General features: G+C 68.8%; 25 protein-coding genes. 11 read left to right on the plus strand and 14 right to left on the minus strand.

From position 1 onward, the window contains the following. Positions 1–16 precede the first annotated feature (16 nt). Positions 17–1,036 carry an NADP-dependent oxidoreductase gene (locus O3I_RS17325; RefSeq protein WP_014984246.1) on the plus strand — a complete coding sequence of 340 codons (1,020 nt, stop codon included), beginning with the start codon at positions 17–19 and terminating at the stop codon, positions 1,034–1,036. A gap of 30 nt (positions 1,037–1,066) precedes the next feature. On the opposite strand, the gene O3I_RS17330 is transcribed toward O3I_RS17325, so the two are convergent. After that, entirely contained in the window at positions 1,067–1,888 is an 822-nt protein-coding gene (locus tag O3I_RS17330; protein ID WP_014984247.1) for an SAM-dependent methyltransferase, read from the minus strand. Between the two features lie 497 nt (positions 1,889–2,385). Here O3I_RS17330 and O3I_RS17335 point away from each other — a divergent pair, with 497 nt between their 5' ends. From O3I_RS17335 to O3I_RS17360, 6 genes are all read left to right on the plus strand, one after another. Continuing rightward, positions 2,386–2,664 carry a hypothetical protein gene (locus O3I_RS17335; protein WP_041563941.1) on the plus strand — a complete coding sequence of 93 codons (279 nt, stop codon included), beginning with the start codon at positions 2,386–2,388 and terminating at the stop codon, positions 2,662–2,664. Between the two features lie 198 nt (positions 2,665–2,862). Continuing rightward, positions 2,863–4,731: a thiamine pyrophosphate-binding protein gene (locus O3I_RS17340; protein ID WP_237748319.1), complete on the plus strand. Its 1,869-nt coding sequence runs from the start codon at positions 2,863–2,865 to the stop codon at positions 4,729–4,731. After that, a complete protein-coding gene (locus tag O3I_RS17345; protein ID WP_014984250.1) occupies positions 4,728–5,384 on the plus strand; it encodes a hypothetical protein in 657 nt (218 codons plus the stop codon). Before O3I_RS17340 ends, O3I_RS17345 begins: the two co-directional genes overlap by 4 nt. Then, the gene (locus tag O3I_RS17350; RefSeq protein ID WP_014984251.1) at positions 5,384–6,406 is read left to right on the plus strand and encodes a 3-oxoacyl-ACP synthase III family protein; all 1,023 of its coding nucleotides are present in this window, start codon (positions 5,384–5,386) and stop codon (positions 6,404–6,406) included. The genes O3I_RS17345 and O3I_RS17350 overlap by 1 nt, the downstream gene beginning before the upstream one ends. A gap of 12 nt (positions 6,407–6,418) precedes the next feature. Then, the gene (locus tag O3I_RS17355; RefSeq protein WP_014984252.1) at positions 6,419–7,411 is read left to right on the plus strand and encodes a pyridoxal phosphate-dependent aminotransferase; all 993 of its coding nucleotides are present in this window, start codon (positions 6,419–6,421) and stop codon (positions 7,409–7,411) included. Between the two features lie 35 nt (positions 7,412–7,446). Then, positions 7,447–7,983, plus strand: a complete 537-nt coding sequence (locus tag O3I_RS17360; protein ID WP_141692031.1) for a MarR family winged helix-turn-helix transcriptional regulator — start codon at positions 7,447–7,449, stop codon at positions 7,981–7,983. Positions 7,984–8,002: 19 nt separating this feature from the next. On the opposite strand, the gene O3I_RS17365 is transcribed toward O3I_RS17360, so the two are convergent. After that, positions 8,003–8,497 (minus strand): phosphoribosyltransferase, encoded by a 495-nt coding sequence (locus tag O3I_RS17365; RefSeq protein ID WP_014984254.1) that lies wholly within the window; start codon positions 8,495–8,497, stop codon positions 8,003–8,005. A gap of 349 nt (positions 8,498–8,846) precedes the next feature. Here O3I_RS17365 and O3I_RS17370 point away from each other — a divergent pair, with 349 nt between their 5' ends. Beyond that, on the plus strand, positions 8,847–9,221 hold the full coding sequence (locus O3I_RS17370; RefSeq protein WP_041562671.1) for a hypothetical protein: 375 nt from the start codon (positions 8,847–8,849) through the stop codon (positions 9,219–9,221). On the opposite strand, the gene O3I_RS17375 is transcribed toward O3I_RS17370, so the two are convergent. From O3I_RS17375 to O3I_RS17390, 4 genes are all read right to left on the minus strand, one after another. Beyond that, the gene (locus O3I_RS17375; protein WP_014984256.1) at positions 9,218–9,574 is read right to left on the minus strand and encodes a hypothetical protein; all 357 of its coding nucleotides are present in this window, start codon (positions 9,572–9,574) and stop codon (positions 9,218–9,220) included. The genes O3I_RS17370 and O3I_RS17375 overlap by 4 nt on opposite strands. Positions 9,575–9,639: 65 nt before the next feature. Beyond that, positions 9,640–10,932, minus strand: a complete 1,293-nt coding sequence (aspS, locus tag O3I_RS17380; RefSeq protein ID WP_014984257.1) for an aspartate--tRNA(Asn) ligase — start codon at positions 10,930–10,932, stop codon at positions 9,640–9,642. Between the two features lie 224 nt (positions 10,933–11,156). Continuing rightward, on the minus strand, positions 11,157–11,891 hold the full coding sequence (locus tag O3I_RS17385; protein WP_014984258.1) for a DUF6882 domain-containing protein: 735 nt from the start codon (positions 11,889–11,891) through the stop codon (positions 11,157–11,159). Positions 11,892–12,110: 219 nt separating this feature from the next. Then, entirely contained in the window at positions 12,111–12,572 is a 462-nt protein-coding gene (locus O3I_RS17390; protein ID WP_014984259.1) for a hypothetical protein, read from the minus strand. Positions 12,573–12,737: 165 nt separating this feature from the next. Here O3I_RS17390 and O3I_RS17395 point away from each other — a divergent pair, with 165 nt between their 5' ends. Continuing rightward, positions 12,738–13,283, plus strand: a complete 546-nt coding sequence (locus O3I_RS17395; RefSeq protein ID WP_014984260.1) for a hypothetical protein — start codon at positions 12,738–12,740, stop codon at positions 13,281–13,283. Between the two features lie 48 nt (positions 13,284–13,331). Then, on the plus strand, positions 13,332–13,916 hold the full coding sequence (locus O3I_RS17400) for an NAD-dependent epimerase/dehydratase family protein (RefSeq protein WP_014984261.1): 585 nt from the start codon (positions 13,332–13,334) through the stop codon (positions 13,914–13,916). Between the two features lie 36 nt (positions 13,917–13,952). Here the strand turns inward: O3I_RS17400 and O3I_RS17405 are convergent, their stop codons facing one another. Continuing rightward, entirely contained in the window at positions 13,953–15,101 is a 1,149-nt protein-coding gene (locus tag O3I_RS17405; RefSeq protein ID WP_041562673.1) for a MarP family serine protease, read from the minus strand. A 62-nt stretch (positions 15,102–15,163) separates the two neighbouring features. Beyond that, complete coding sequence (locus tag O3I_RS17410) at positions 15,164–15,856, minus strand: SDR family NAD(P)-dependent oxidoreductase (RefSeq protein ID WP_014984263.1); 693 nt, start codon at positions 15,854–15,856, stop codon at positions 15,164–15,166. A gap of 106 nt (positions 15,857–15,962) precedes the next feature. Here O3I_RS17410 and O3I_RS17415 point away from each other — a divergent pair, with 106 nt between their 5' ends. Further along, a complete protein-coding gene (locus O3I_RS17415; protein WP_014984264.1) occupies positions 15,963–16,583 on the plus strand; it encodes a TetR/AcrR family transcriptional regulator in 621 nt (206 codons plus the stop codon). A 45-nt stretch (positions 16,584–16,628) separates the two neighbouring features. On the opposite strand, the gene O3I_RS17420 is transcribed toward O3I_RS17415, so the two are convergent. Genes O3I_RS17420 through O3I_RS17445 form a run of 6 tightly spaced genes read right to left on the minus strand, consistent with a single transcriptional unit; the run spans position 16,629 to position 23,357 of the window. Further along, positions 16,629–19,316, minus strand: coding sequence for a fumarate reductase/succinate dehydrogenase flavoprotein subunit (locus tag O3I_RS17420; protein WP_014984265.1), 2,688 nt, complete (start codon positions 19,314–19,316; stop codon positions 16,629–16,631). Next, the gene (locus O3I_RS17425; protein ID WP_014984266.1) at positions 19,313–20,050 is read right to left on the minus strand and encodes an ABC transporter ATP-binding protein; all 738 of its coding nucleotides are present in this window, start codon (positions 20,048–20,050) and stop codon (positions 19,313–19,315) included. The genes O3I_RS17420 and O3I_RS17425 overlap by 4 nt, the downstream gene beginning before the upstream one ends. Further along, positions 20,047–20,913 (minus strand): ABC transporter permease, encoded by an 867-nt coding sequence (locus tag O3I_RS17430; RefSeq protein ID WP_014984267.1) that lies wholly within the window; start codon positions 20,911–20,913, stop codon positions 20,047–20,049. Before O3I_RS17430 ends, O3I_RS17425 begins: the two co-directional genes overlap by 4 nt. Next, positions 20,910–22,331, minus strand: coding sequence for an ABC transporter substrate-binding protein (locus O3I_RS17435; RefSeq protein WP_014984268.1), 1,422 nt, complete (start codon positions 22,329–22,331; stop codon positions 20,910–20,912). The genes O3I_RS17430 and O3I_RS17435 overlap by 4 nt, the downstream gene beginning before the upstream one ends. A 12-nt stretch (positions 22,332–22,343) precedes the next feature. Next, positions 22,344–22,571, minus strand: a complete 228-nt coding sequence (locus tag O3I_RS17440) for a 4Fe-4S dicluster domain-containing protein (protein WP_014984269.1) — start codon at positions 22,569–22,571, stop codon at positions 22,344–22,346. Further along, positions 22,572–23,357: a GntR family transcriptional regulator gene (locus O3I_RS17445; RefSeq protein WP_014984270.1), complete on the minus strand. Its 786-nt coding sequence runs from the start codon at positions 23,355–23,357 to the stop codon at positions 22,572–22,574. It lies immediately after the preceding gene. Positions 23,358–23,453 lie beyond the last annotated feature (96 nt).

The raw sequence follows: 23,453 nt of genomic DNA on the forward strand, positions 1-23,453 counted from the left end.
GACTACGCTTGGCCGCATGGTCGAGTCGACGCGAATCGTGCTTGCATCCCGTCCGGTGGGCGCGCCCACCCCCGCGGACTTCCGTTTCGAAACCACGGAACTGCCACCGCTCGAGGACGGGCAGGTGCTGCTGCGAACGTTGTACCTGTCGCTCGATCCCTACATGCGCGGGCGCATGAGCGACGCGGAGTCCTACGCGAAGCCGGTCGAGCTCGGCCAGGTGATGGTCGGCGCCACGGTCGCGGAGGTGCTCGACTCGCGCGACTCCGGGTTCGCGAAGGGCGATGTGGTGCTGGCCTACTCGGGCTGGCAGAGCGCCGACGTGGCGTCCGCGTCGACCCTGCGCAAGCTCGATCCGGACCAGGCCCCGGTCTCCACGGCGCTCGGCGTGCTCGGTATGCCGGGCTTCACCGCCTACTCCGGACTGCTGAAGATCGGTCAACCGCAGGCCGGGGAGACGCTCGTGGTCGCCGCGGCGACCGGGCCGGTCGGTGCCACGGTCGGGCAGCTCGCCAAGATCAAGGGAGCCCGCGCGATCGGTATCGCGGGCGGACCCGAGAAGTGTGCGGCCTTGCGCGACAAACTGGGCTTCGACGTCGCGCTCGATCACCGCGCCCCGGACTTCGCCGATCAACTGCGGGCGGCGGTCCCCGACGGCATCGACATCTATTTCGAGAACGTCGGCGGCCACGTCGCGGACGCGGTGTATCCGTTGCTGAATACCTATGCGCGCGTGCCGGTTTGCGGCATGATCGCGAACTACAACGCGAGCGGCAGGCCCGACGGTCCCGACCGCTTCCCGGCCTTCTATGCGCGCATCCTCACCAAGAGCCTGACCGTCCGCGGCTTCATCCAGACCGAGTTCGTCCGTGAGCTGTATCCCGATTTCCTGCGTGAGGTCTCCGGCTGGATCGCGGAAGGGCGCATCCGCTACCTCGAGGATGTCGTCGAAGGGCTGGACAACGCGCCCGAGGCTTTCATCGGCCTGCTCGAGGGCCGCAACTTCGGCAAGCTCGTGGTGAAAGTCGCCGACTAGCAACGACATTCATCGAGCGGCTGGGCGCGGTCAGGGTTTCCGGCCGATACCTGCCCAGTACCAGGCGGATTCGGCGTCGGCGTCCGTGTCGCCGGCGTCGGGATGCCAGGTGACCACGGGCACCACGCCGGGGTCGACGAGATCGGCGCCGGCGAAGAGAGCTTCGGTCTCGACCCGGCTGCGCGGGTGGAACGTGATGCCCGCCTGCTCGGCGGAGGCGACCACGCGGTCCATGGCGCGCTCGTCGAAATCGGCGGTCGGATGGCTGATCACCAGATAGCTGCCGGAGGGCACCACTGCGAGCAGATTCTCGATGATCTCCTGCGGTTTGTCCTCGTCGCGGAAGTACATCATGATCGCGACCAGCATGATGGCGACCGGCTGGTCCAGCTCGAGTGTGGCGGCGAGGGACACGTCGCGCAGGATCGTGTCCGGATCGTGCAGGTCCGCGTGGATGAACGCGGTCCTGCCCTGGGGCTTGCTGGCCATCAGGGCGCGGGCGTGCGCGAGCACGATCGGGTCGTTGTCGACATAAACCACCCGGGCGGCGGGATCGAGCCGCTGGGCCACCTCGTGGGTGTTGCCGGCGGTCGGGATGCCGGTGCCGATGTCCAGGAACTGCCGGATGCCGACCTCGGTGACCAGGTACCGCACCGCCCGACCGAGGAAGGCGCGGTTGGCCCGGGCCATGGTGCGAATGGCGGGGATGTGCGTCGCGATCGCGTCGCCGAGCGCGCGATCGGCGGGGTAGTTGTCCTTACCGCCGAGCCAGTAGTCGTAAACCCTGGCTTCGTGCGCGACGCCGGTGTCGATCTTGGTCGACAGGGCGGGCGGTAAGTGGCTGTCCGTCATGGTGATTCCCTCCTGTGGCAGTCACGGAAAAGGCTGTGTCCAGCGACTGCCGAGCCGCCCGCGACGGGGCGGTTTCCACTGCGGTTCCTGCCCGGTCAGCGTATTCCAGCGAACCCCTGGCATGCGGATGATTCAGCCGGATGCGGGTGGTTTTTCGGGCAGGCATCCGGTTTCGGCGAACTTTTCCGCTCACGTTTGTGGGTCGTCCTCGGGTCAGATCACGGTCTTGCTTCGGTGTGTCGAATTTTCGGTGTGTCGTAGACCACGCGTGATCTTGGTGAGGTTCAATTGCGCAGGTCACGAGTTTTTCCGGCAACGAGCGGAAAGCGGGAGCGACATGGCACGAGTCCGTAGCGGCAGATAGCTCCGTCGTGCCAGTGGTGTCGGCGAATTCTGTGCCGGCGCATTTCTTCGGTTGGTCGAATCGCGCACGACAGCGCGATTTCCTCGTGTCCGGACCCCACCTCAGCCTGCGAAAAGGAGCAACGAACGTGAGCATGATTCTGGCCGCGCTACACGACACCGTTCTTGCGGAGGTCAGCAATCCGTCACCGGAGGCCCCGCCGCTGGCGGACAAGTTGATGCAAATGGGTCGCTACTTCACCTGGCTGGTGCAACTGTCCGGCATCACCGCCATCACCTACGGCGGCGGCCGGTTCGCGTGGGAGAAGTGGAGCGGCGGCGGTTTGCAGTCGCCCAAGATGATCGCCAGCGCGATGGCCGGCGGTGCGGTGGCGACGAGTGCAGGCACCATCATGAACTCCGTTATCGGCTGACCAGGTACCGATCTCGATCACCGGCTCGGCGAGTGGATCTCGTTGAGCCGGACTCAGCTGTCACTCGCACAGCGCCCGTTGGGCATCGGCACAACAATTGGACGCTTGCTCAAAGATGTTGTGCCGCAATCTAATTCCGCTTGGAATATGGCCTAGATCACATTGTGATGCCCAACTGTCCCAGATACATTGTGTGCGATGAATCGCACGCGATCTATCTCGACAGTGAACGGCATCGCCGTCGAATGCCGGAAAACGGTCGCCGACCGCATCATCGAGCTGATCGCCGCGCACACCGACCATGTTTTCGGCGTCGGCGGCGCGAACATCGAGGACGTCTACGACGCGCTGCACCGCAGCGCCGCGCCCCTCACCGGCGTCGTCGCGAAACACGAGTTCGGTGCCGCGACCATGGCCGACGGCTATGCCCGCACCACCAATCGCCTGGGCGTCGTGGTCGCGACATCCGGCGGTGGAGCCCTGAATCTCGTTGCCGCGCTGGGCGAATCGTTCGACTCGCGGATACCGGTACTGGCGCTGGTCGGTCAGCCGCCGCGCTCGCTGGAAGGCCACGGCGCCTTCCAGGACACCGGTGGCGGCCACGGCCGCATCGACGCCGAACGCCTGTTCGGCGCCGTCGCACGAATCTGTCTGCGCCTGGACCGAGCCGAGGGCGTCACCGAGGTCGTCGCCCGAGCGATCGAAGCCGCACAGGCGGGCGGCCCAGCAGTCCTTTTGCTCCCCAAAGACATTCAGGCGCAACAGGCGCCCGACGAAGAAACTCGGCCGATCGACCCTGGACCGAGGCCACTCGCCCGCGTTGTCGGTGAACCATACGGAAACGGTGCGAAGCGGGGTAGAGGCGGAGCGCAGCCTGACGGCGCGGGGCCGCGCGAGTGTGTGGCGGAGAGCGATGGCGGGCAGTCCCGTGCTCGCGCGGCTCGGCTCGGCGACGCTGTGTCCGAACCGAACTCGGCCGTGCCCGGCGATGGCCTGCACGCGCACGACGGGGTGCGGGGCGACGGCGCGGTGCGTGCGGGTGTGTGGCGCACCGTGATCATCGCGGGACCCGAGGTGGCGCGGGCCGACGCGCGAGGGGAATTGCTCGCTGCCGCAGTGGCCTTGGGGGCGGCGGTGGCGGTGACGCCTGACGCCAAAGACACCTTTCCCAACGGGCACGCGCACTTCGCGGGGATCGTGGGGAGCATGGGGCATCCGCGGGTGGCGGAGGTTTTGGCCGGTGCCGAGTTGTGCGTTGTGGTCGGCACTCCGCTGCCCTTGCTCGCCAGGGCGGGGCTCGAGGCCGCGCTCGCCGCGTGCCCGCGGATATGGCATATCGGCACCGATCGCGCGTTCGTGCGCACAGACGCATGGCTGTGTGGTCCACTGCGGACCCGGTTGGCCGAGCTGGCCGCGTCGGCGGCGACCGATGCGATCGCCCGGGCACCGATCGTGCCTGCGCCACTGCGGGTTCCGCATGCCGCGGGCCCCGGCGTGCGCTACCGCGACGCCGTCGACGCGATCGCCGCACGCTTGACACCGGGCACCGACGTGGTGGTCGACGCGGGCAACACCGGCGCGGCCGCGGTCCATCACCTGCCCGTACCGCCGGGCGGCCGCTTCGTGATCGCGTTGGGCATGGGCGGCATGGGCTACGCGTTCGGCGCGGGCATCGGCAGCGCGCTGGGCCGGCGGCGGCGCACGTTCGTCCTCGCCGGGGACGGCGCCTACTTCATGCACGGTCACGAGGTGCACACCGCGGTCGAGTACCACGCGCCGGTCACGTTCGTGATCTTCAACAACAACGCGCACGCCATGTGCGTCACCCGCGAACAGCTCTACTACTCCGGCGATTACACCTACAACAGGTTCGGGCCCGCGCGCATCGGCGCGGCGGTGGCCGCCATGTTCCCGCAGCTGCCGGCATATTCCGCGGACACGCGGGCCGAGTTCGAGGCCGCACTCGACGCGACCGCAGTCGCGACCGGCCCGGTCTTCCTCGAAATCCGCTGCGACCCAGACGAAATCCCACCCTTCGCCCCCTTCCTGAAGGAGCTGTACGCATGACCGAACCCGCCGCCGCGCCGATCGAGGTCCCGGATGTCGAAGTGCCGGGCGTCTATCGGATCGAGAACATCAGCGTCAAAGAAGGCATGCCGATCGTCCTGGACATGACCCGCGCGGTGTATCCGCACGACGAGGTCTACGGGCAGTTCTGCACCGTGAACGAGTTCGTCGCCGCGCCGCCGGACGAGGTGTTCGAGTACCTGTCCGATACCCGCAGCCTGTGCGAATGGACCTACAGCATGCGGGGTTTCGAGCGCACCGCCGAACCGGACCTGTGGGTGTCCGACGATCGGATCGGCGAACACACCCGCATCTACACCCGCACGGTCGCCAACGCCGCGGCACGAACCGTCGATTATCACTGTGCCTGGGATCAATCCGAGCACCTCTGGATGATCTATCTGATGCGCGTGCTCGACGCGCAGGTGGTGCTGAACAAGCCGGGGTCGGTGGTCGTGTGGACCAACTGTCACCACCCGTTCTACGACGAGAACGGCTACCCCGACACCGCGCCGCCGGATCGCCCGGTCTGGGTCGGGGATTTCTGGAATCTCTTCTACGCGGGTCACCTGCTGGAACTGCGGAACCTGAAAGCGATCTGCGAGCACCGCCACGCCAAAGGCGAACCGGTCAAGCCGAAATGGATGGACTGATGGGCACAACGACCGAAACCGTAAGCCTGGCAGACGTTTCCAGCTATCTGCCGAAGAACCGGGTCACCGCGGACTATTTCGCCCGCTACGCCGATCCGGCGGACAACACCTCGAACGCGATGTTCAAGTCCCCGCCGTTCCGGCACCACATCGCGCCCGGCGAGACGCCGGCCGACATGGCGGAGCAGGCGATCGCGCCGATGCTCGAACGCCGGGGCAGCGAATTCCTCAGCGAGATCGACGTTCTCATCGTGCACACACAGATCCCCGAGCTGGGCATCGTCGGTAACGGGGGAGAGGTCGCCGCGCGGCTCGGGCTCGCCCCGGAGTGGCTGATCGACCTGCACAACGGCGGGTGTGTGGCGTTCGTCTACGCGATGAAGATCGCCAGGCAGCTCCTGCTGAGCAGTGCCGCGCGTGCCGCGTTGATCGTCACCGTGCAGAACGCGGCGGGCCAGATCTTCACCCAGGAGCAGGTGCGGCCCAAGCCGCAGGCCGCCATTCCCGGGGACGGCGCGGGCGTCGGTCTGCTCGTGAAGTCCGGCGAGTCACCGATTCTCGACGTGGAAGCCCGGCATCTGCCGGGGTACGCGGGCCAGATGACGGTGCTCGCGGATCCGCCGCGCAAATACTGGGAGGCGGGCCCGGGCCAGATGCATGTCGGCTTCACCGAGTCGAAGATCGCGAAAGTCCTCGCCCGGGGCAATCGCATCGTGCCGGAGGTGGCGCACGCGGTATGCGGGCGGATCGGCGTACGGGCGGACGAGCTGGACCTGCTCGTGACGAACCAGCCGAACCGTGCCTTCTTGCGCAATTGGCGTGACGCACTGCAACTTCCGGTCGACCGGCATCCCGACACGTTCGACGAGTGCGGCAACCTGTTCGCCGCGGGCATCCCGGTGACGCTCGATCACGCGGTGCGCGCCGGGAAAGTGCCCGCCGGATCGCTGCTGCTGCTCGCCGGTTTCGCGCATGCCGGGGATTTCGCGGCGGCCGCCGCGGTGCGCTGGGGTGGACGCTGAGGGCCGCGGGTGATGCACACCGCGCAACGCGGCCATCGGCTGTCCTTGAACGAAAACCCGTACGGCCCGCTGCCTTCGGTGCGGCGGGCGCTGACCGGGGCGCTCGGCGCGGCGAACCGGTATCCGGAGTTCCTGCCGCGCAGGCTGCCCGAGCTGATCGCGGGGCGGCTCGGCTACCCGCCGGAGCAGGTGGTGGTCGGTGCGGGCGCGACCGGCGTGATCATGCACATCCTGCAGGAGTTCGTGCCGCCGGGTGCGGGGGTGGTGCTGGCGACGCCCACCTTCGACGGCTACCCGCTGCTGACCGCGACGGTCGGCGGCCGGGTGGTGGAAGTCCCCTTGACGCCGACCGGGCACCAGGATCTGCCCGCGCTGGCCGCGGCCGTCGACGAGCGGACGGCCGTCGTCGTGTTGTGCAGCCCGCACAATCCGACCGGAACCGCGATCCGGCACGCGGAACTCGCGGAATTCCTGGAACATACCGCTCGGTCGGTCGTGGTGGTTTTCGATGAGGCCTACGTCGACTTCGTGCGGCCGAGCGAGCGGGTGCGCACCGCCGAGCTACTCGCGCGTCATCCGAACCTGATCGTGATGCGCACCTTCTCCAAGGCGTACGGGTTGGCCGCGCTTCGGGTCGGTTATGCGCTCGGCTCGGTGCCGATCATGGCCCGAATCCGGCGCTGGCAGTTGCCTTTCGGGATGACCGCCCTAGCGGAGGCGGGGGTGCGTGCCTGCTACGCGGCGGAGGCGGAACTGGCGGTGCGCACCGCGACGATCACCCGCGAGTGCGACAGGCTCACGACGGGGCTGCGCGAGCTGGGCTATCAGGTGCCGGCCAGTAGCGCGAACTTCGTCTATCTCACCGGTTGCGATGCGCTCGAACTCGACCGGCTGCGTGGGGGTTTCGCCGGTGCGGGGATCCAGGTGAAACACTGCGCCACCGGTATCAGGATCACGGTGGGCGACACCGCGGCAACCGAGGCGGTGATCGCGGCCGCACGGTGAGAAATTCCCTGTCCACCATGCGTACAGTGCAGGGTATGTTCGAACAAGCGCATCCCACCGCAGCGGTGCGTGTCGATCCGGCCGCACCACACGGCACCGTCGCAACCGCCGGGGATCCCGACCACGACCTGCTCTCGCTGACGAACCAGCTGTGTTTTGCCCTGTACTCGACCTCGCGCGCGATGACCGCGGCCTACCGGCCGTTCCTCGACGCGATGCACATCACGTATCCGCAGTACCTCGCGCTGCTCGCGCTGTGGGAGCGGCCCGGGATGACCATGAAGGAACTGGGCGAACAGCTACGCCTCGACTACGGCACCGTGTCGCCGCTGATCCAGCGACTACAGGCGCACGGTTTCGTGGAGAGCGTGCGCAGCGCGCACGACCGCCGCTCGGTCGAACTGCGCGCGACCGAGGCCGGTATCGCGCTGCAGCGCCAGGCCCGCGAAATGATCGAGTCCGTGATGGCCTCGGTGGGCTACCCCCTCGACACCCTCATCGCCGTGCGCGACCAGGTGAACGCGCTCGGCGAACGGCTCGACGCGCTGACCGGCGAGCGCAAGGAGCGGTAACCGCCCGAACGCCGAGCACTCAGGCGTCGAGCACCTTGACCTGCCGCTGCACCACCGGCGGTTCGGTCGACCACGGGAAGTTGATCCAGCGATCGGTGCGCTTCCACACGTATTCGCAGTCGACCTCCGAGCGCGGCTTCTGATAGATCACCGCGCACCGCACCTCGGCGACGTGGTGTTCGCAGAAGTCGCGCACCAGCTTCAGTGTGGCCCCGGTGTCCGCGACGTCGTCGGCGACCAGCACGGTGGCGCCCGCCAGGTCCACGGCCTGCGGGACCGGTGGCAGCATCACCGGCAGGTCGAGGCGCTGATCGATGCCGGTGTAGAACTCGACGTTCATCACGTGCAGGTTCTTCACGTCCAGCGCGTAACCGAGCGCGCCCGCCACGAACAACCCGCCGCGGGCGATCGAGAGGATCAGATCGGGCTCGAACCCGTCGTCCGCGATCGTGGTCGCCAATTCCCGACTCGCCGAACCGAACAGTTCCCAGGTCAGCACTTCCCGATCCGCCATGGATCCTCCATCTCCCTCGTCGCGACTGCGCACCGAGCATACGAGGGGCGAGCACTGTGTCCGCCCGCACGGTCCGCGTTCGGATCGGCCACACAGGTGCATCGGGCGGGTGCTCGCCGCTCGGCTCGATTTCCGTGGAGAAAGCCCTTTACCCGATTCGCGGCCTCGCCAAACGGCGTGACGCATTCCCGCTGTGTTATTTCCGCCGGAATTGCGTCCGGCTTTTCCGAGGGTGCCGATACCTGGACGACACCCGTTTGAAATCGGGCAAAACGTTTGTGGCTTCGGCTACGGTTCGCGCTATCGGGTCTCACCTCGACCCCTTTCCTGTCTCCCGTGCACTAGAGAAATGAGGATTGTCATGCGCCTGTCCCCGGTCCGGATCGCGGTCCTCGCAGTCTTGTTCATCGCGGCGGTAGCCGGCCTGACCTCCGTGGCCGCGATCGCGGGCGCCGAGGAACCGTGGACCTACGTGTGCGACGACATCGAGGAGCCGGAGCAGGTGGGGGCGGTCGGGACCGGGAACTGCCAGGCGCGCAACGGCGCTCCGGAGTCCGGGCCGATCAAGCAGAAGTTCAAGCTGCACCAGCGTGGCGTGGCGCCGAAGCCGGAGATGATCGCGGTCTGCGAAGGCGAGAGCAAGGAGGCCTTCGGCGAGGCGACCTTGCCTGCGAAGGTCGACGGATTCGGTTGCTACGTCTACGAAGGCGCGCTGGGCGGCTAGTCCCGGCGGCGATCCTGCCACGAGTCGTGCAGTCCGCGCATCGCGCGCAGACCGGCGACCGACAGATCGGGCCACGGCGGGCGGCGCAGTAGCGCGAGTGTCGTGATCACCGCCGCCGCCAGCCCGATGAATTCGCCCAACAGCGCGAGACGGGTGGTATCGACGACGGGCTCCCATTTCACCTGGCCGTCGTGCACGACGAAAATCCCGAGCGGCGCGGCCGCGCGGGGACCGCCGCCGGGTCTGACGACAGTGACGATCGTCGACCCGTCGGCGGTTTCATAAGGTTCGCCGTAAACCCGTGTTTCCTGCGCGTCCGGCGTGAACCGGCGAATGGCCCTGTCGCTTTTCATATTTCCCCCGGCTGCGGTCGGTTGTTCAGCCCACCGTACCCGCCGGACGCGCCGCGGGCCGGACCTCAGGGCTGCAGGCGGTGGCGATCCCGGGGAAACAGTGCCGCCCGGCGGATGTTGTCGGCCTCGGTGAGGCGCGCCACCCACCGTTCCAGCCCGATGGCGAAACCGCCGTGCGGCGGCATGCCGTGCCGCATCGCGGCCAGGTAGGCGTCGTACGCGGCCGGGTCCTCGCCGCGCGCCGCCAACGCGGCGAGGTAGTCGGCATGGTTGTGCAGGCGTTGCCCGCCGGTGACCAGTTCCAGCCCGCGGAACAGCAGGTCGAAGGAGTTGGTCCAGCGCGGATCGTCCGGCTGCGGATGGGTGTAGAAGGGGCGTTTGGCCGCTGGATAGCCTTCCACGGCAAGAAAATCCGAGTCGTAGCGCCGCTTCGCCCACGCGCCGAGGAAGCGCTCGTGTTCGGGGGCGAGGTCGGGCTCGTCGGCCGCTGCGCCGACCAGTTCGAGCGCCTCGCGGAAATGCACGACGGGGATCTCCTCGGGCACGACGGGCAGCCGCACACCCGCGGTTTCGACTGCCGCCGAGGCATTTTCGGCGATGGCCGCGAGCATGGCCGCGAGTGTCGCACGGAGCTGCGCGAGTATATCGCGATGGTCGCGCACGAACCCGAATTCGACGTCCAGGGAGACGTATTCGGCCAGATGCCGGGCGGTGTCGTGCGGTTCGGCGCGAAAGACCGGACCGACCTCGTATACCCGCTCGAAGACCCCGGTGAGCATCTGCTTGTACAACTGCGGGGACTGCGCCAGGTAGGCGGGCACACCGAAGTAGTCCAGCGCGAACACATTCGCACCCGATTCGGCGCACTGCCCGACGATCTTCGGAGTCGTCACCTCGGTGAAGCCCGCACCGTCGAGGTGCCGCCGGAACCCGGTGAGCGAGGCGGCGGCGATCTGCCACACCGCCCGCCGGGTGGGGTGGCGCCAGCTGAGCGCGGCGTGGTCCAGCGCGACCGGCAGGGTGACGCCGAGTTCGGGGCGCCACAGCTCGAACGGCGACGCCGCGGCCGGTGCGCTCAGCGCGTGCACGGCCGGGTCGACCAGCTCGACCCCGCCCGGCGCTTTGGCGTTGCGGCTCGCGGTGCCGGTCAGCCGGATCACGGTCTCCTCCGGTAGCTCCGAAACCTGCTGCCGCACAGCGGGATCGGTGACCACCGCCTGGGCCAGTCCGGAGCGGTCGCGCAGCACGACGAAGGTCACGCTCGCGAGTTGTCTGCGCCGATGGATCCAGCCCTCGATGGTCACCGGATCCGGTTGTCGCAGGGCTGCGGGCAGAGCGGAACAGAGCGTACGTGGCATCGAAATCACCTCCTGGTTGTCGTCCCCGGGAGGTGTGGGCGATCGGGTATGTCGCGGTGCCACCACACCTTCGCGGCGCGTGGCGCGCCGCCTCTGCTGGTCTTTTCGAGAATCGGTGACCGGCCGACGCGGCTCGGAGTTCGTCACGCTCGTCGGCGCCGCGTGTTCGATGATAGTGACCCCCGGCGGCCGCGCCAGTCATTTACCCGGCGCGGCCCGGTGACTCAGGCCAGGCTGTCCGCCCGCGAGGACGACATGGTCGTGACGCGCCCGGCGGCGTCGAAGGCGATGGCCACCTCCAGACCCGGGCCGGCGAGCAGCAGTTTGCTCGCGTCGTCGGTGAAGGTCGCGGCGAGCCCGCGCTGCACCGCGTAGCTGTGGATGGCCCGCCGGTGGTCGGGCAGCTCGAGCCGGAAGACGCCGTTGAGCACGTGCATGAGGCTGAGCAGATCGAGCGCGGGCGGGGTCAGGTCGGGGTGTTCGATCAGCACCGCGAGCCGGGTGCCGCCGCCGACATCGCAGCTGTACCACGTCCAACTGCCCGAGACCGCCTTGCACAGTTCGCCGATGAGCCAGGTGACCCGGTTCGGTTCGGTGGGCGCGCCGGGCAGCTTCGCGAATGGGATCTCGGCGGTGTGCAGTTCCGGGATCCCGTGGCGCAGACCGTAATCGCGCACCGACCGGGCCAGCTCGGTGACCTCCGGCGGGTACCAGTCATAGTTGGCCCAGCTCCACAGCCAGCTGCGCGGGCCGGGCGCGGCCGTGCCGAGGACGTGAAACCGCGTGCAGGCCAACGGATGATCGCCGAAGAACTCGAATAATGGCGGCTCATATGTGACATGCCACCGGTGCGCGCCGAGCACTTCGATACTGCGCTCTTGATGTTCATACGACATTAATGCCGCGTCATCGAGCAACTGTTCGAGGGTTGGCGATTCACTGCGGAGATAAGCCGTCACGACAGCTAATCCTGATCGATTTTCATACACGACGCATCCCCCTAGAATTGGCGTCCATAGCGGTTCGCCTGTCGTTATGAGCGTCTGGTGATCCGATGATTATGAAATTACGCCCGCCGGAACCGATGTCGTCGGCGTGGCGTGCGCGTGGATATACCCCGATGTGCTCCGATGCCCCGGAGAACCGACCGGTGTGCACGATGTGTTCGCGTGCGGAGACTACCGGTGGCTGGTTTGTACGCCGATCTGCTTGGTGAGCGCCCGGACGTCGGTCAGCAGTTGTGGTGCCTGGCTACAGTCGTCGGTGTTCACGTTCTTCGTCGTGTTGTCGGCGTAGGTCACGACCACTTCGTAGTAGAACTGGTCGAGACATTCGTCCGGTCCCAGATAGCTGTCGCTGAGGGTGCGGAACTGCTGGCTGCCGACCAGGTCGAACAATTGGCCGCGTCGCTGGTCGGCGACCGCGCTGTCGACGGTGTAGATGTCGTGGACCCCCGCGATGCCACCGGTCTGGTGTAGTTCGATGCGCACCGCCGCGGAGGTGGTCGCGGCGGTGGACGGGTCCGGTGCTCGACCGCTGGATTCCGAGCCACAGCCGGTGGCTCCGAGCAGTGCCGCGGCCACTCCGATCGGGAAGGCCGCCGCCAGTACTCGCCTGCGGTGAAATCGCGGTTTCCGCATGCTTCTACGCTACTCAGACAGGTCAGCGAACGTAATCGTTCACCTATTCCCCAGTCGCGCACGGCAACCGCGCGCAACCTGCGGAGCGGGCGTTTCGGCCGTGCGGTGCGGCAGGGTGGCATGATCGAGCCCGGGGCAGGTCGGCCCGGCTGAGGAGGGTGGTTCATGGCATCCGGTGGCGTACTGCGCATCGCCCGGTTGCGGGCGCTGATCGATCATCCGGGTACCGGGGCCGGTGAACGTGCCGTGGCGCAACGGATGCTCGACCGCATCCTGCACAAGTCCGGTACCAGCGCAAGGGCCGGTTCCGTGCGGCGGTCCTACGGTGCCAGGCACGACCGCGGCGGGCGGCATGCCGATCTTGCCCGCATCGTCGAAATGATCCGCGCGGACCTCGATTTCGCGCAACGTTTCACGGTGCCGGGGGAGACCGCGGAACTCGAACTCCGCAGCCCGATCCGCGACGCTCCGGCCGGGATCACCTATTCGGTCGAGTCGCCGTCCTACGGCCGGATCGTCATCGGCATCGAGGGTGTCCCGCTCGAGTGGGGATGGTCGTGTGCGGACGGGATCGAGACCGTCGCCCCGGCGCTGCGCGAACTCGCCGCCGCGCTGGCCGACATCATGGACAGCTACAACCGGGACGGCCCCGAGATCGGCAAGCGGTTCTTCGGCAGCGTGCGCGTGCACGACGTGACGCTCGTCTGGTGACCCGGCCGCGCGCCGCGACGTGCGGGACCGGCTAGCTATGGTGGGGCGATGCGGATCTTTCTGGCCGGTGCGACCGGCGTCATCGGGACACGGTTGGTGCCGCTGTTGATCGCGGCCGGGCACGAGGTGGCCGGGATGACCCGATCGGCGGGCAAGTCCGAGCAGGTGCGCGCGGCCGGTGCGGAACCGGTGATCTGCGACGTGTACGACGCGGACGCACTGACCGCGGCCGTCCGGGACTTCGGTCCTGATCTGGTGCTGCATCAGTTGACCGACCTGCCCGACGATGCCGCGCTGCTGCCCGAATCCGGTGCGGCGAATTCCCGCATCCGTACCGAGGGCACCCGCAATCTGATCGCCGCGGCGCAGGCCGCCGGCGCGAAACGATTTGTCGCGCAGAGCATCGCGTGGAAACCCGCGGGCGGCCGCGGCGAGGTCGTCCGGCAGCACGAGGCGGCCGTGCTCGACATCGGCGGCGTGGTCGTGCGATACGGCCAGTTCTACGGTCCCGGAACCTATTACGAGACGGAGCTGCCCGCGCATCCGCGGGTGCACGTGGACGAGGCCGCGGCGCAGACGATTCCGCTGCTCGAAGCGGCCGGTGGTGTCGTGATCATCGCCGAGAACGCCTGAACCGATCCGCTTCCGGAATTCCACCGGGCATCGGCGTCACCGGAGGCAGGGGCCCGTGTCCACGGCAGGACCGGTGAGCGCGAGTCCGTCGAGTAGTTCGGGCAGGCTCGCCGCGTACCCCACCGTGCCGTTGTCCGGGTCGACGCCGAACACCATGCCGAGCACCCGGCCCTGCGGGTCGATCAGCGGTCCACCGGAATTCCCGTCCTGGATGGGGCCGTTCACTGTGTAGGTCGCGCGATCGCTCGTCCCGCGGTGGTAGATGTCGGGCACCGAGCGCCCGCCGCGCTGCTGCACCCGCGCGGCGGCGGCCGTGTACGGCCCGCCCATCGGGTATCCGAGGATGATGGCGTCGGCGCCTGGCGCGCCCGGCTCGGGCGCCACGGTGAGCGACGGCGCGCTGAGGCCCGGTACCGCGAGCACCGCCACGTCGCGTACGGAATCGAACTGCACCACAGTGGCTTTCAGCGGTCCGCGGGGTGTGTCGACCCAGCGGTCGGTGGTACCCGCGACGACATGCGCGTTGGTGAGGACGCGTTCCGGCGCCACGACGAAGCCGGAACCGGTCTCCTGCATACCGCAGGCCGGTACCTCGCCGTGGATCCGCAGCACGCTCTGCTGGAGGTCGTGGGGGACCGGGCTTTGCAGGATGCGCGGATCGGGCGGCGGGAGCGGCAACACCAGCCCCGCCGCCACCATCGGGGCGGTGACGACCGTGGACAGGCTCGCCAGCCAGTACGGCGCGACCTCGTCGACCGAGCGCACCACCACCGAATCCCGTACGGCCGCCAGCAGTCCCGGCTGCGTCGACACCGTGAGCGGGGCGGCGAGCAGCCACACCGCCAGCGGCACCGCCACCGCGTGCACGAACGAACCACCGGCGGCGTCGACGCGTTGGGCGAGGCGGCCGCGGATCGCGCGCCGCGCGGCCCGGCCCAGCCGGTGCCCGGCCGTCTCGCCGAGCGCCACCATGCCGACGATCAGGCACAGGACGATCAGCAGCCGGGTCGGGCCAGGCGGCAGCTGGGCGAGCGTCGCCGCCGCGATGAACGCGCCCGCCACCGCGCCCGCGACGACGCACAGCACGCCGATCACCGCCGCGAGCGCGCCGCGGCGCCAACCGAGCACGGCCGCCGGTCCGGTCGCGGCGAGTACGGCGAGGTCGAGCCAGTTCGGCAAGGGCACGCCTCCAAGGTAGCGACTGCTCGCCGGCGCACCGGGTGCCGTGGTTCGTCAACTGTCCGGCATCACCAGGGGACCGGCACGCCGTGCCGATCCAGGAATTGCAATCCGGGCGCACCCGCCTGGGCGTCGAGGACGTCCACCACGGCCGGGATGCTCTCCTTCGGACTGAGCGGCGCGTCGGGTCCGCCGAGCTCGGTGCGATTGTGGCCGGGATCGATGAGCAGTTTCGTGTGCCCGTCGTCGGCGTTGCGGGTGGCGTAGCTGCGCATCAGCTGGTTCAGCGCGGCTTTGCTCGCTTTGTACAGCTCGTAGCCGTCTTCGGTGTTCTGCGAGATGCTGCCCTGTTCGGAGGACATGACCGCGACGGTGCCCCCGGGCACGACGAGGTCGCGCAGCGCTTCGACCGCGCGCAGCGGGCTGAGCGCGTTGGTGACCATCACCTCGGTGAACATCTCGGTGGAGACCGCGCTGATCGGCAGATCGCCGCGGTCGATCGCGGCATTGACGAACAGCAGATCGAGCGGGCAGCCGGCCAGGCGGGCGCGCAGCGCGGCGAGCTGTTCCGGACTGGTCATCTCCAAGGTCTCGATCCGCACTCGCCCGTGCGAGGTCTGCGCGAGCGCCGCCAGTTCGCCGCCGGTGCTGCGGGTGGTGGCGATCACCTGCCGGCCGCGGCGGACGAGCTCGTCGACGAGGACGAGTCCCAGGCCGCGGGCGGCGCCGAGGACGAGGGCATGAGGGGTGGTGTCGGACATGTGTACTCCTTGGCAATAAAGCAATTTGTCTAGACTAGACGTTGCGTCTAGACAGTAGCAGGTCGAGTGCACCGGCACATCCGTGCGGACGGATAGGGTGTCCTGCATGCCCGACGCGAAATCGCCGATCCGCAGGGTGCGCTCCGGCAATCAGCGCGACGAAGCCGCGCGCCTGGCCGTGCTGCACGCCGCCGACGATCTGCTCGTCGAACACGGCTTCGCGGCGCTGACCGTCGAGGCCATCGCGCGCCGGGCGGGGGTTGCCAAACAGACGATCTATCGCTGGTGGCCGTCCAAGGTCGAGATCCTGCTCGACACGCTGATCGAGGACAGCGCCAAGCACTTTCCGGTGCCGGTGGACAAGCCGACGGCCGCGGGCATTCGGGCGTACCTGCGCGATTTCGCGCGTTTCGTCGCCCGCGATCCGGCGGGCAAGGTGCTGCTCGCGCTCCTGGCTCAGGCCCAGCACGATCCGGGCACGGCCGAGCGAGTCCAGGCGCGTTATCTGGGTCCGCGCCGGGCCGCCGAGCGCGACCTGCTCGCCCGCGCCGTCGACGCGGGCGAGATCGCGCCCGTGCTCGGCCTGGACGCGGTGCTCGATGCACTCGTGGGGCCGCTCGTCTATCGCGCCATGACCGGCGCGAGTATTCCGCGCGAGCTGGTGGACACCCTCGTCGACCGCCTGCTCGCACCGGCGCCGGGTGAGCGGCCCGGCCCGCTCGCGTAGATCCGAAGGCGGACAAACGGATTCGGCGACCGGTGCGATTCGTGGTCAGGCGGTGGGCTGCGCCAGCGCCCGGCGGGCGTAGGCGCGGACATCGGCGTCGGTATCGTCCACCGCGCGGCGCACCGCGTCGTGCGCGTCGCCGTCGTCCGGCCAGCCGGTCAAGGTGAGCACCGCCGCTTTGCGGACATCCAGATGCGGATCGAGCAGCGCTTCGGTCAGCGGCGGGACGGCCAGCCGAGGTGTGGCGCCGGCCAGGCCGCGCGCCGCCCCGACCCGGATCTGCCAGGCCGAATGACGCAGCGCGGCAGTCAGTTCCGTGACGTCCGCGGGTTCGGCGCCGAGCGCGGCGAAGGCGGTCAGCGCGGCCGCCCGGACCAGCGGGTCGAAGTCGTGGGCGAGCACCCGGATCACCTCGGTCCCGCCATCGCCGATCGCGGCGAGCCCCTGCGCGACCGCGATCCGGACCTCGCGGATATCGTCGCCCACCAGGGCGGCCACCGCGGATCGAGCATCGAGCGACACCAGCGCGCGGACCGCGGCGATGCGCACCCGGTGATCCGGATCCGACAGTGCCGCAGTGTATTGCGCGATCGAACCGGCGCGCAGCGCCCGCAGCAGATCGATGACGGTCGCCCGCACGACCGGATCCGCCGAGCCGAGTCGATCGGCCAAGCCGTGCGCCGCGGGCAGCACCTCGACGAGTTCTTGCAGACTCGCCGCCGCGGCCTGCCGCACCGCGGCCGCCGGGTCGTCCAGCGCCGCAACGAGAATCGCCGCGAACCCGTCGGGCGTGTTCTCGGTGAGCACGGACAGCGCCGCGACCCGTACATCTTCGTCGGCGTCGGTCAGGTAGCTCGACAATTCGTCCACGGTCGGCGCGTCCAGGGCGAGCAACGAAACGAGCCGGGGCGACGGGGGAGTGGCGTTTTCCCGGACCGGCCGGGCGGCCCCGAGGTGCTGCGGCGCCCGGCCGCCGCGCGGGGCGGGCTCGTGCGCGGGCACGACCGTGGGGTCCGCGCAGGTCAGGTCGTCGAGCCCGGGAACCGGAACGAGGTACGGCGCGACCGGGCGCTTGTAGAATTCCATTCTGCCGTCAGGGTTCTTGCGCAGGTTGAGGTGGTAGCGCCACTCGACGTCGTCGCGGTCCGGCAGATCGGCCCGCTCGTGATAGAGACCCCAGCGGGATTCGGTGCGGGTCAACGAACTCCGCGCGGCCATTTCCGCGCAGTCCCGGATGAACGACACCTCGACCGCCCGCATGAGCTCGTGCGGTGTGCGCGCGCCGATCCCGGCGACCTCGGCCCGCATCCGGTCGAAGGTCTCCACCGCGATGGCGAGTTTGGCGGCCGTCTTCGGCGGCGCGACATAGTCGTTCACGAACCGGCGCAGTTTGTACTCGACCTGCGGCTGCGGTGGTCCCTCCGGATGCCGCAGCGGGCCGTAGATCAACGCGTGCGCGGCCGCCAGCTGGTCGCCGGGCAGTGCGGTGGGGGCGGCTACCTCGCCGAGCGTCGACGCTGCGTGCGCACCGGCCAGATCACCGAAGACGAAGGCGCCGATCATGTAGTTGTGTGGCACGCAAGCCAGATCGCCGGCCGCATAGAGACCGGGGACCGTGGTGCGCGCGTGTTCGTCCACCCAGACGCCGGACGCGGAATGGCCGCCGCACAGGCCGATCTCGGAGATGTGCATCTCGATGTCGTGGGTGCGGTAGTCGTGCCCGCGGTTGGCGTGGAAGGTGCCCCGGGTGGGCCGCTCGGTGGTGTGCAGGATCCCCTCGAGCGTGCTGAGCGTTTCGTCGGGCAGATGCGACACCTTGAGATAGATGGGCCCGCGCGCGGATTCGATCTCACGCTTGACCTCCGCCATCATCTGGCCCGACCAGTAGTCGGAGTCGACGAAGCGCTCGCCCTCGGCGTTCACCTGGTAGCCGCCGAACGGGTTGGCCACATAGGCGCACGCCGGACCGTTGTAATCCTTGATCAGCGGGTTGATCTGGAAGCATTCGATCCCACTGAGCTCGGCGCCCGCGTGGTAGGCCATCGCGTAGCCGTCGCCCGCGTTCGTCGGATTCTCGTAGGTGCCGTACAGGTAGCCGGAAGCGGGCAGGCCGAGCCGCCCGCACGGGCCGGTCGCCAGGATCACCGATTTCGCGCCGACGGCCACGAATTCGCCGGTGCGCGTGTGCAATGCGGCCGCACCCACGGCGCGTCCGCCGTCGGTGAGCACCCGGACCGGCATCAGCCGGTTCTCGATCCGGATCTTCTCGCGCATCTTCCGTTGCCGCAGTACGCGATACAGCGCCTTCTTCACGTCCTTGCCTTCGGGCATGGGCAGCACGTAGGAGCCCGAGCGGTGCACGCGCCGCACGGCGTACTCGCCGTATTCGTCCTTCTCGAACTTCACGCCGTAGCGCTCCAGCCGCTGCACCATGGCGAAGCCGCGCGTGGCGGTTTGATAAATGGTGCGCTGGTTGACGATTCCGTCGTTCGCGCGGGTGATCTCGGCGACGTAGTCCTCCGGCTCGGCCTTGCCGGGGATGACGGCGTTGTTCACGCCGTCCATACCCATCGCCAGCGCGCCGGAATGGCGGACGTGCGCCTTCTCCAGCAGCAGCACGTCGGCGCCTGCCTCCGCGGCGGTGAGCGCGGCCATGGTGCCCGCGGTGCCGCCGCCGACGACGAGCACATCGCAGTCCAGCCGGACGTGCTCGGACAACTCCGGAATGTTCACAGTTTCTCCAGGATCTCGGCGAGCACCGCGCGGCGGTCGGCCGCCTGCCGCGGACTCGGTACGTCGACGACGGCACGCAGCGTGCCGCCGCCGAGCACGGCGACGCGGTCACCGAGCAGCAGCGCCTCGTCCAGATCGTGGGTGACGAACACGATCGTGGTGGGGTGCGCGCGCCAGGTGTCGATCAGCAGGTGCTGCATGGTCGCCCGGGTCTGCGTGTCGAGCGCGCCGAACGGCTCGTCCATCAGTACCGCGCGCGGCGCGCCGGCGAGGCTGCGCGCCAACTGGACTCGTTGCCGCATGCCGCCGGACAGGTCGCGCGGCAGGAAATCCGCGTACCCGGTGAGGCCGACCTCGTCCACCCAGTGGAGCGCCTGGTCCCGGCGCGCGGCGCGGGACAGGCCGCGCAGGCGCAGGGCCAGTTCGATGTTCTGTCGCGCGGTGCGCCAGGGCAACAGGGCGTCGTCCTGGAAGACCAGCGCGCGATCGGCGGAGGGACCGGTCACGACCGCGCCGTCGGCGCGCACCGTGCCCGACTGCGGCGTGCGCAGTCCGGCGACGGCGCGTAACACCGTCGACTTGCCGCAGCCGGATTTGCCGACCAGGACCAGGATTTCGCCGGGTGCGATCTCGAGATCGAGACGATCTAGCACGGTCCGGTCGCCGTAGCTGACGCGGAGTCCGTCGAGGCTCAGTCGCATTCCCGCCGTGCGTGGCGGTGCGGTGACGGTCATGTGCTGATCTCCCTCGGTAGCCAGCGGGTGATCCGGCGGCCGAGCACCTCGACGAGTCCCGAGGTGCCGAAGCCGAGAACGCCGATGGTGATCATGCCGACGAACACCGCCGGGTAGTCCACGATCGTGTAGGCCTGCCAGGTCCGGTAGCCGACGCCGAGCCGGCCCGAGATCATCTCGGCGGAGATCAGGCAGATCCAGGCCACGCCCATGCCGACCGAGAGACCGCTGAACACGCTCGGCAGGATGCCCGGAAAGGTCACGCGCGCAAGCACATCGAAGCGGGAGGCGCCCAGCGTGCGTAGGGCGTCCGCCCAGATGGTCGGCAGCGCGCGGACCGCGTGCCTGGTGCTGACCAGCACCGGGAACAGCGTGGCGGTGAAGGTGATGAACACCATCCCGGACTCGTCGCTCGGGAACATCAGGATGGCCACCGGTACCAACGCGATCGCCGGTATGGGCCGGACCAGTTCGGTGAGCGGCCCGAAGATGTCGGCCAGCAGCCGGGAGCGGCCGAGCCCGATGCCCGCCAGCACCCCGACCACCGCGGCCAGTCCGAACCCGGTCAGGATCCGGATCAGCGACTGGGCGATGTCGAGGTAGTACTGGTGGGTGCCGAGCTGCTCGCCGAACTGCGCGATGATCTCGGTGACGGTGGGCAAGGTGTCGAAGCGCAGCCCGGCCCGAATATTGTTGGCGGTGAGCAACTGCCAGGTGCCGACCGCGGCGCCGACCGACAGGACCCGGATCGCCCGGGACCGCCACGCGGCCACGGAGGTGGCCGGTTTTCTCGGCGCGACCGCGGCAGCGGCCGACTCGGATCGGGTGTCGTTGCCCGGCACGGCGACGAGTTCTGTTGTCATCCGCGGACTTCCGTGACGGCTTGCTCGTACTGAACCACGGTCGCCGCCGGATGCCCCTGCCGGTAACGGGCGGCGGCGGCCTGCGTGGTGAAGGGCAGATACGTCGCGCCGTCGCGCACCCAGATCGCCTTGTCCGCGAACCAGCGGGTGCCCAGTTCGGCGTCTGGGATGTACGCGGCCCGAATGGTTTTCCCCTGCGCCTTGGCGGTCTGCACCGCGCGCAGCAGGCAGGTGGCGTCGGCGGCGGGTTGGGGCCGGTCCGCGCCGTCGAGCCAGAGTTCACCCGCTTGCGCCGAACCGTCCACTGCGCGACCGCAGATCGGGTCGGTGCCGCTGACGAGGCTCGGATTGACCGTCGACGCCAGCGCCGCCGCGTAGTCGCCGCGACCCTCGTAGGCCTGGCGCAGCGGCGCGCTGTCGACGAACTGGTCGATGTCGAGTTCGGCGAAGTCGCCGATGGACTTCAGGTACGGCACATCGCCTTTCAGCGCTTCGATCAGGCTCGGCTTGAGCGTGGGGTCGAAACTCGTTCCGCCCGGGCCGTTGTAGAGATAGACGACCTCCTGGGGCAGTCCCGAACCGGCGGCCACGATCCCGGCGGCTTCGAATGGTTTGCCGCGCAGGAATTCGGTCGCGTCCAGCTGCGCGGCGAGGAACGCCTGCAGCACTTCGGGATGTGCCGCGGTGTACGCACGGCGGGCGACGACTCCGTGGAAGGTCGGGACACCGAGTTCGGCACCGTCGTAGAGCAGTCGGGCCTTGTTCTGGAAGACCAGCAGGCCCGGCCACGCGACGAACTGGGACAGCGCCTTGGCCTGACCCGATTCGAGCGCCGTCGCGCCGACCTGCGGCTGCTGGTTGAGTACCTCGACGCCCTCGGCCGGATCGATGCCCGCCCGGCTGAGCGCCTGCACCAGGGTGCCGTGTCCGGCCGAACCGACGCTCGCCGAAATCGGCTGTCCCGCCAGATCTTTGAGGTTCGTGGCCGGGGAACCCGGCGGGACTACGACCATGTTCAGCGCGCCCTTGGGGTTGTACCCGGTCACCGAGACGAGGGCGGTGCGGGCGCGTTCGCCGGCCTGGGTGCGAGACCCGTTGATCAGCAACGGATAGTCGCCCATCGAGCCGATATCGATCTTCTCCGCGACCATCTGCGCGGTGATCGGCGCTCCGGTGTCGTAGTCCTGCCATTCGACGTGGTACGCGGCGCCGCCGCGGTCGGTGATCTGCTGGAGCCGCCGCTCCAGGTAGCCCTGCGCACGCAGCAGCGTGCCCGCGGTGACGGTGTTGATGGTCTTGGACTGATAACCGACGACCACCCTGACGGTGCCGGCCGGGGTGTCGTTCGAACTTTCCAGCGAGCAACCCGCCACCGCGAGCGTCGCGGCGAGCAGCAGCGGAACGAGACGTACTTTCATCGGACTTCCAGATCAGCGCAGCAGGTAGGGCATGTTGACGGTGACGGCGCCGGTGGGACAGCGGGCCGCGCACGGGCCGCAGTACCAGCATTCGTCCACGTGCATGAACGCCTTGCCGTTGTCCGGATTGATCGCGAGCGAGTCGAGCGGGCAGATCTCGACACACAGCGTGCAGCCCTGGATGCACAACGATTCGTCGATGGTCACCGGGATGTCGGTGCGTTGGTTCACGAGTGCCATCTAGCGGACCTTCCATTCGGGGGTGCTGCGGGTGAGGCTGCCGCGCATGGTGATTCGGTCGCCGCGCATGCGGATGTATTCGAGGTCGACCGGGCGATCGTCGTCGAGGCGGGTGAGTCGTTCGAGCATCAGCAGCGGCGCGCCGCCGGGGACGTCGAGGGTGGAGGCGGTGTGCGGGTCGGCGGGCACCGCCTCGAGCGCGAGGTCGGCGTGCCCGAGCGACTGCCCGCTGATCTGCTCCAGCAGCACGAAGATGTCGGTGTGCTCGAGATCGTGGCCGAGCAGCTCGGTGCCGATGTCGGGGACGAGGTAGGTGAGGTCGAGGCTGAGCGGCAGATCGGCCAGGTAGCGCAGGCGTTCGAGATAGACGACGCGTTCACCGGGCGCGAGGTGCAGCCGACGGGCGACCGCCGCGGGCGCGGCGACGTGCATCGCCGCGCGCACCTCATTGCGCACGGTGCCGTGCCCTTTGAAGGTCTCCTGCAAGCCGAGCAGTGCGTCGAGGCCGTGGTCGTATTTGCGGGTGGCGACCCGGGTCCCGATCTTGGGCGCCCGCTCGATCAATCCTTCGTCGCGCAGCAGGGTGAGGGCTTCTCGAACGGTATTGCGGGACGCGTCGAATTCGGCGGCCAACTGCTGTTCGCCGGGCAGTCCCGCATCGAATGCCCCGTCGTGCACTTGATGGCGGAGCAGGTCGGCCACCCGCCGCGCCTGATCGGCGCGTAGCCGTCGCACCGGCGTGGGTTCGGCTGCCACCTCCTCCGTCTTTCCGCTGCTGACCTGCATGGAAGGTGACGATAGTGCGGAATCGGACGGCCGGATCACGCCGCGGCGACGCCGGAAAATGAGGGGATGTTATTCCGCCGTGCGCTACCCGGCCGC

Source organism: Nocardia brasiliensis ATCC 700358 (assembly GCF_000250675.2).
Taxonomy (GTDB): Bacteria; Actinomycetota; Actinomycetes; order Mycobacteriales; family Mycobacteriaceae; genus Nocardia; species Nocardia brasiliensis_B.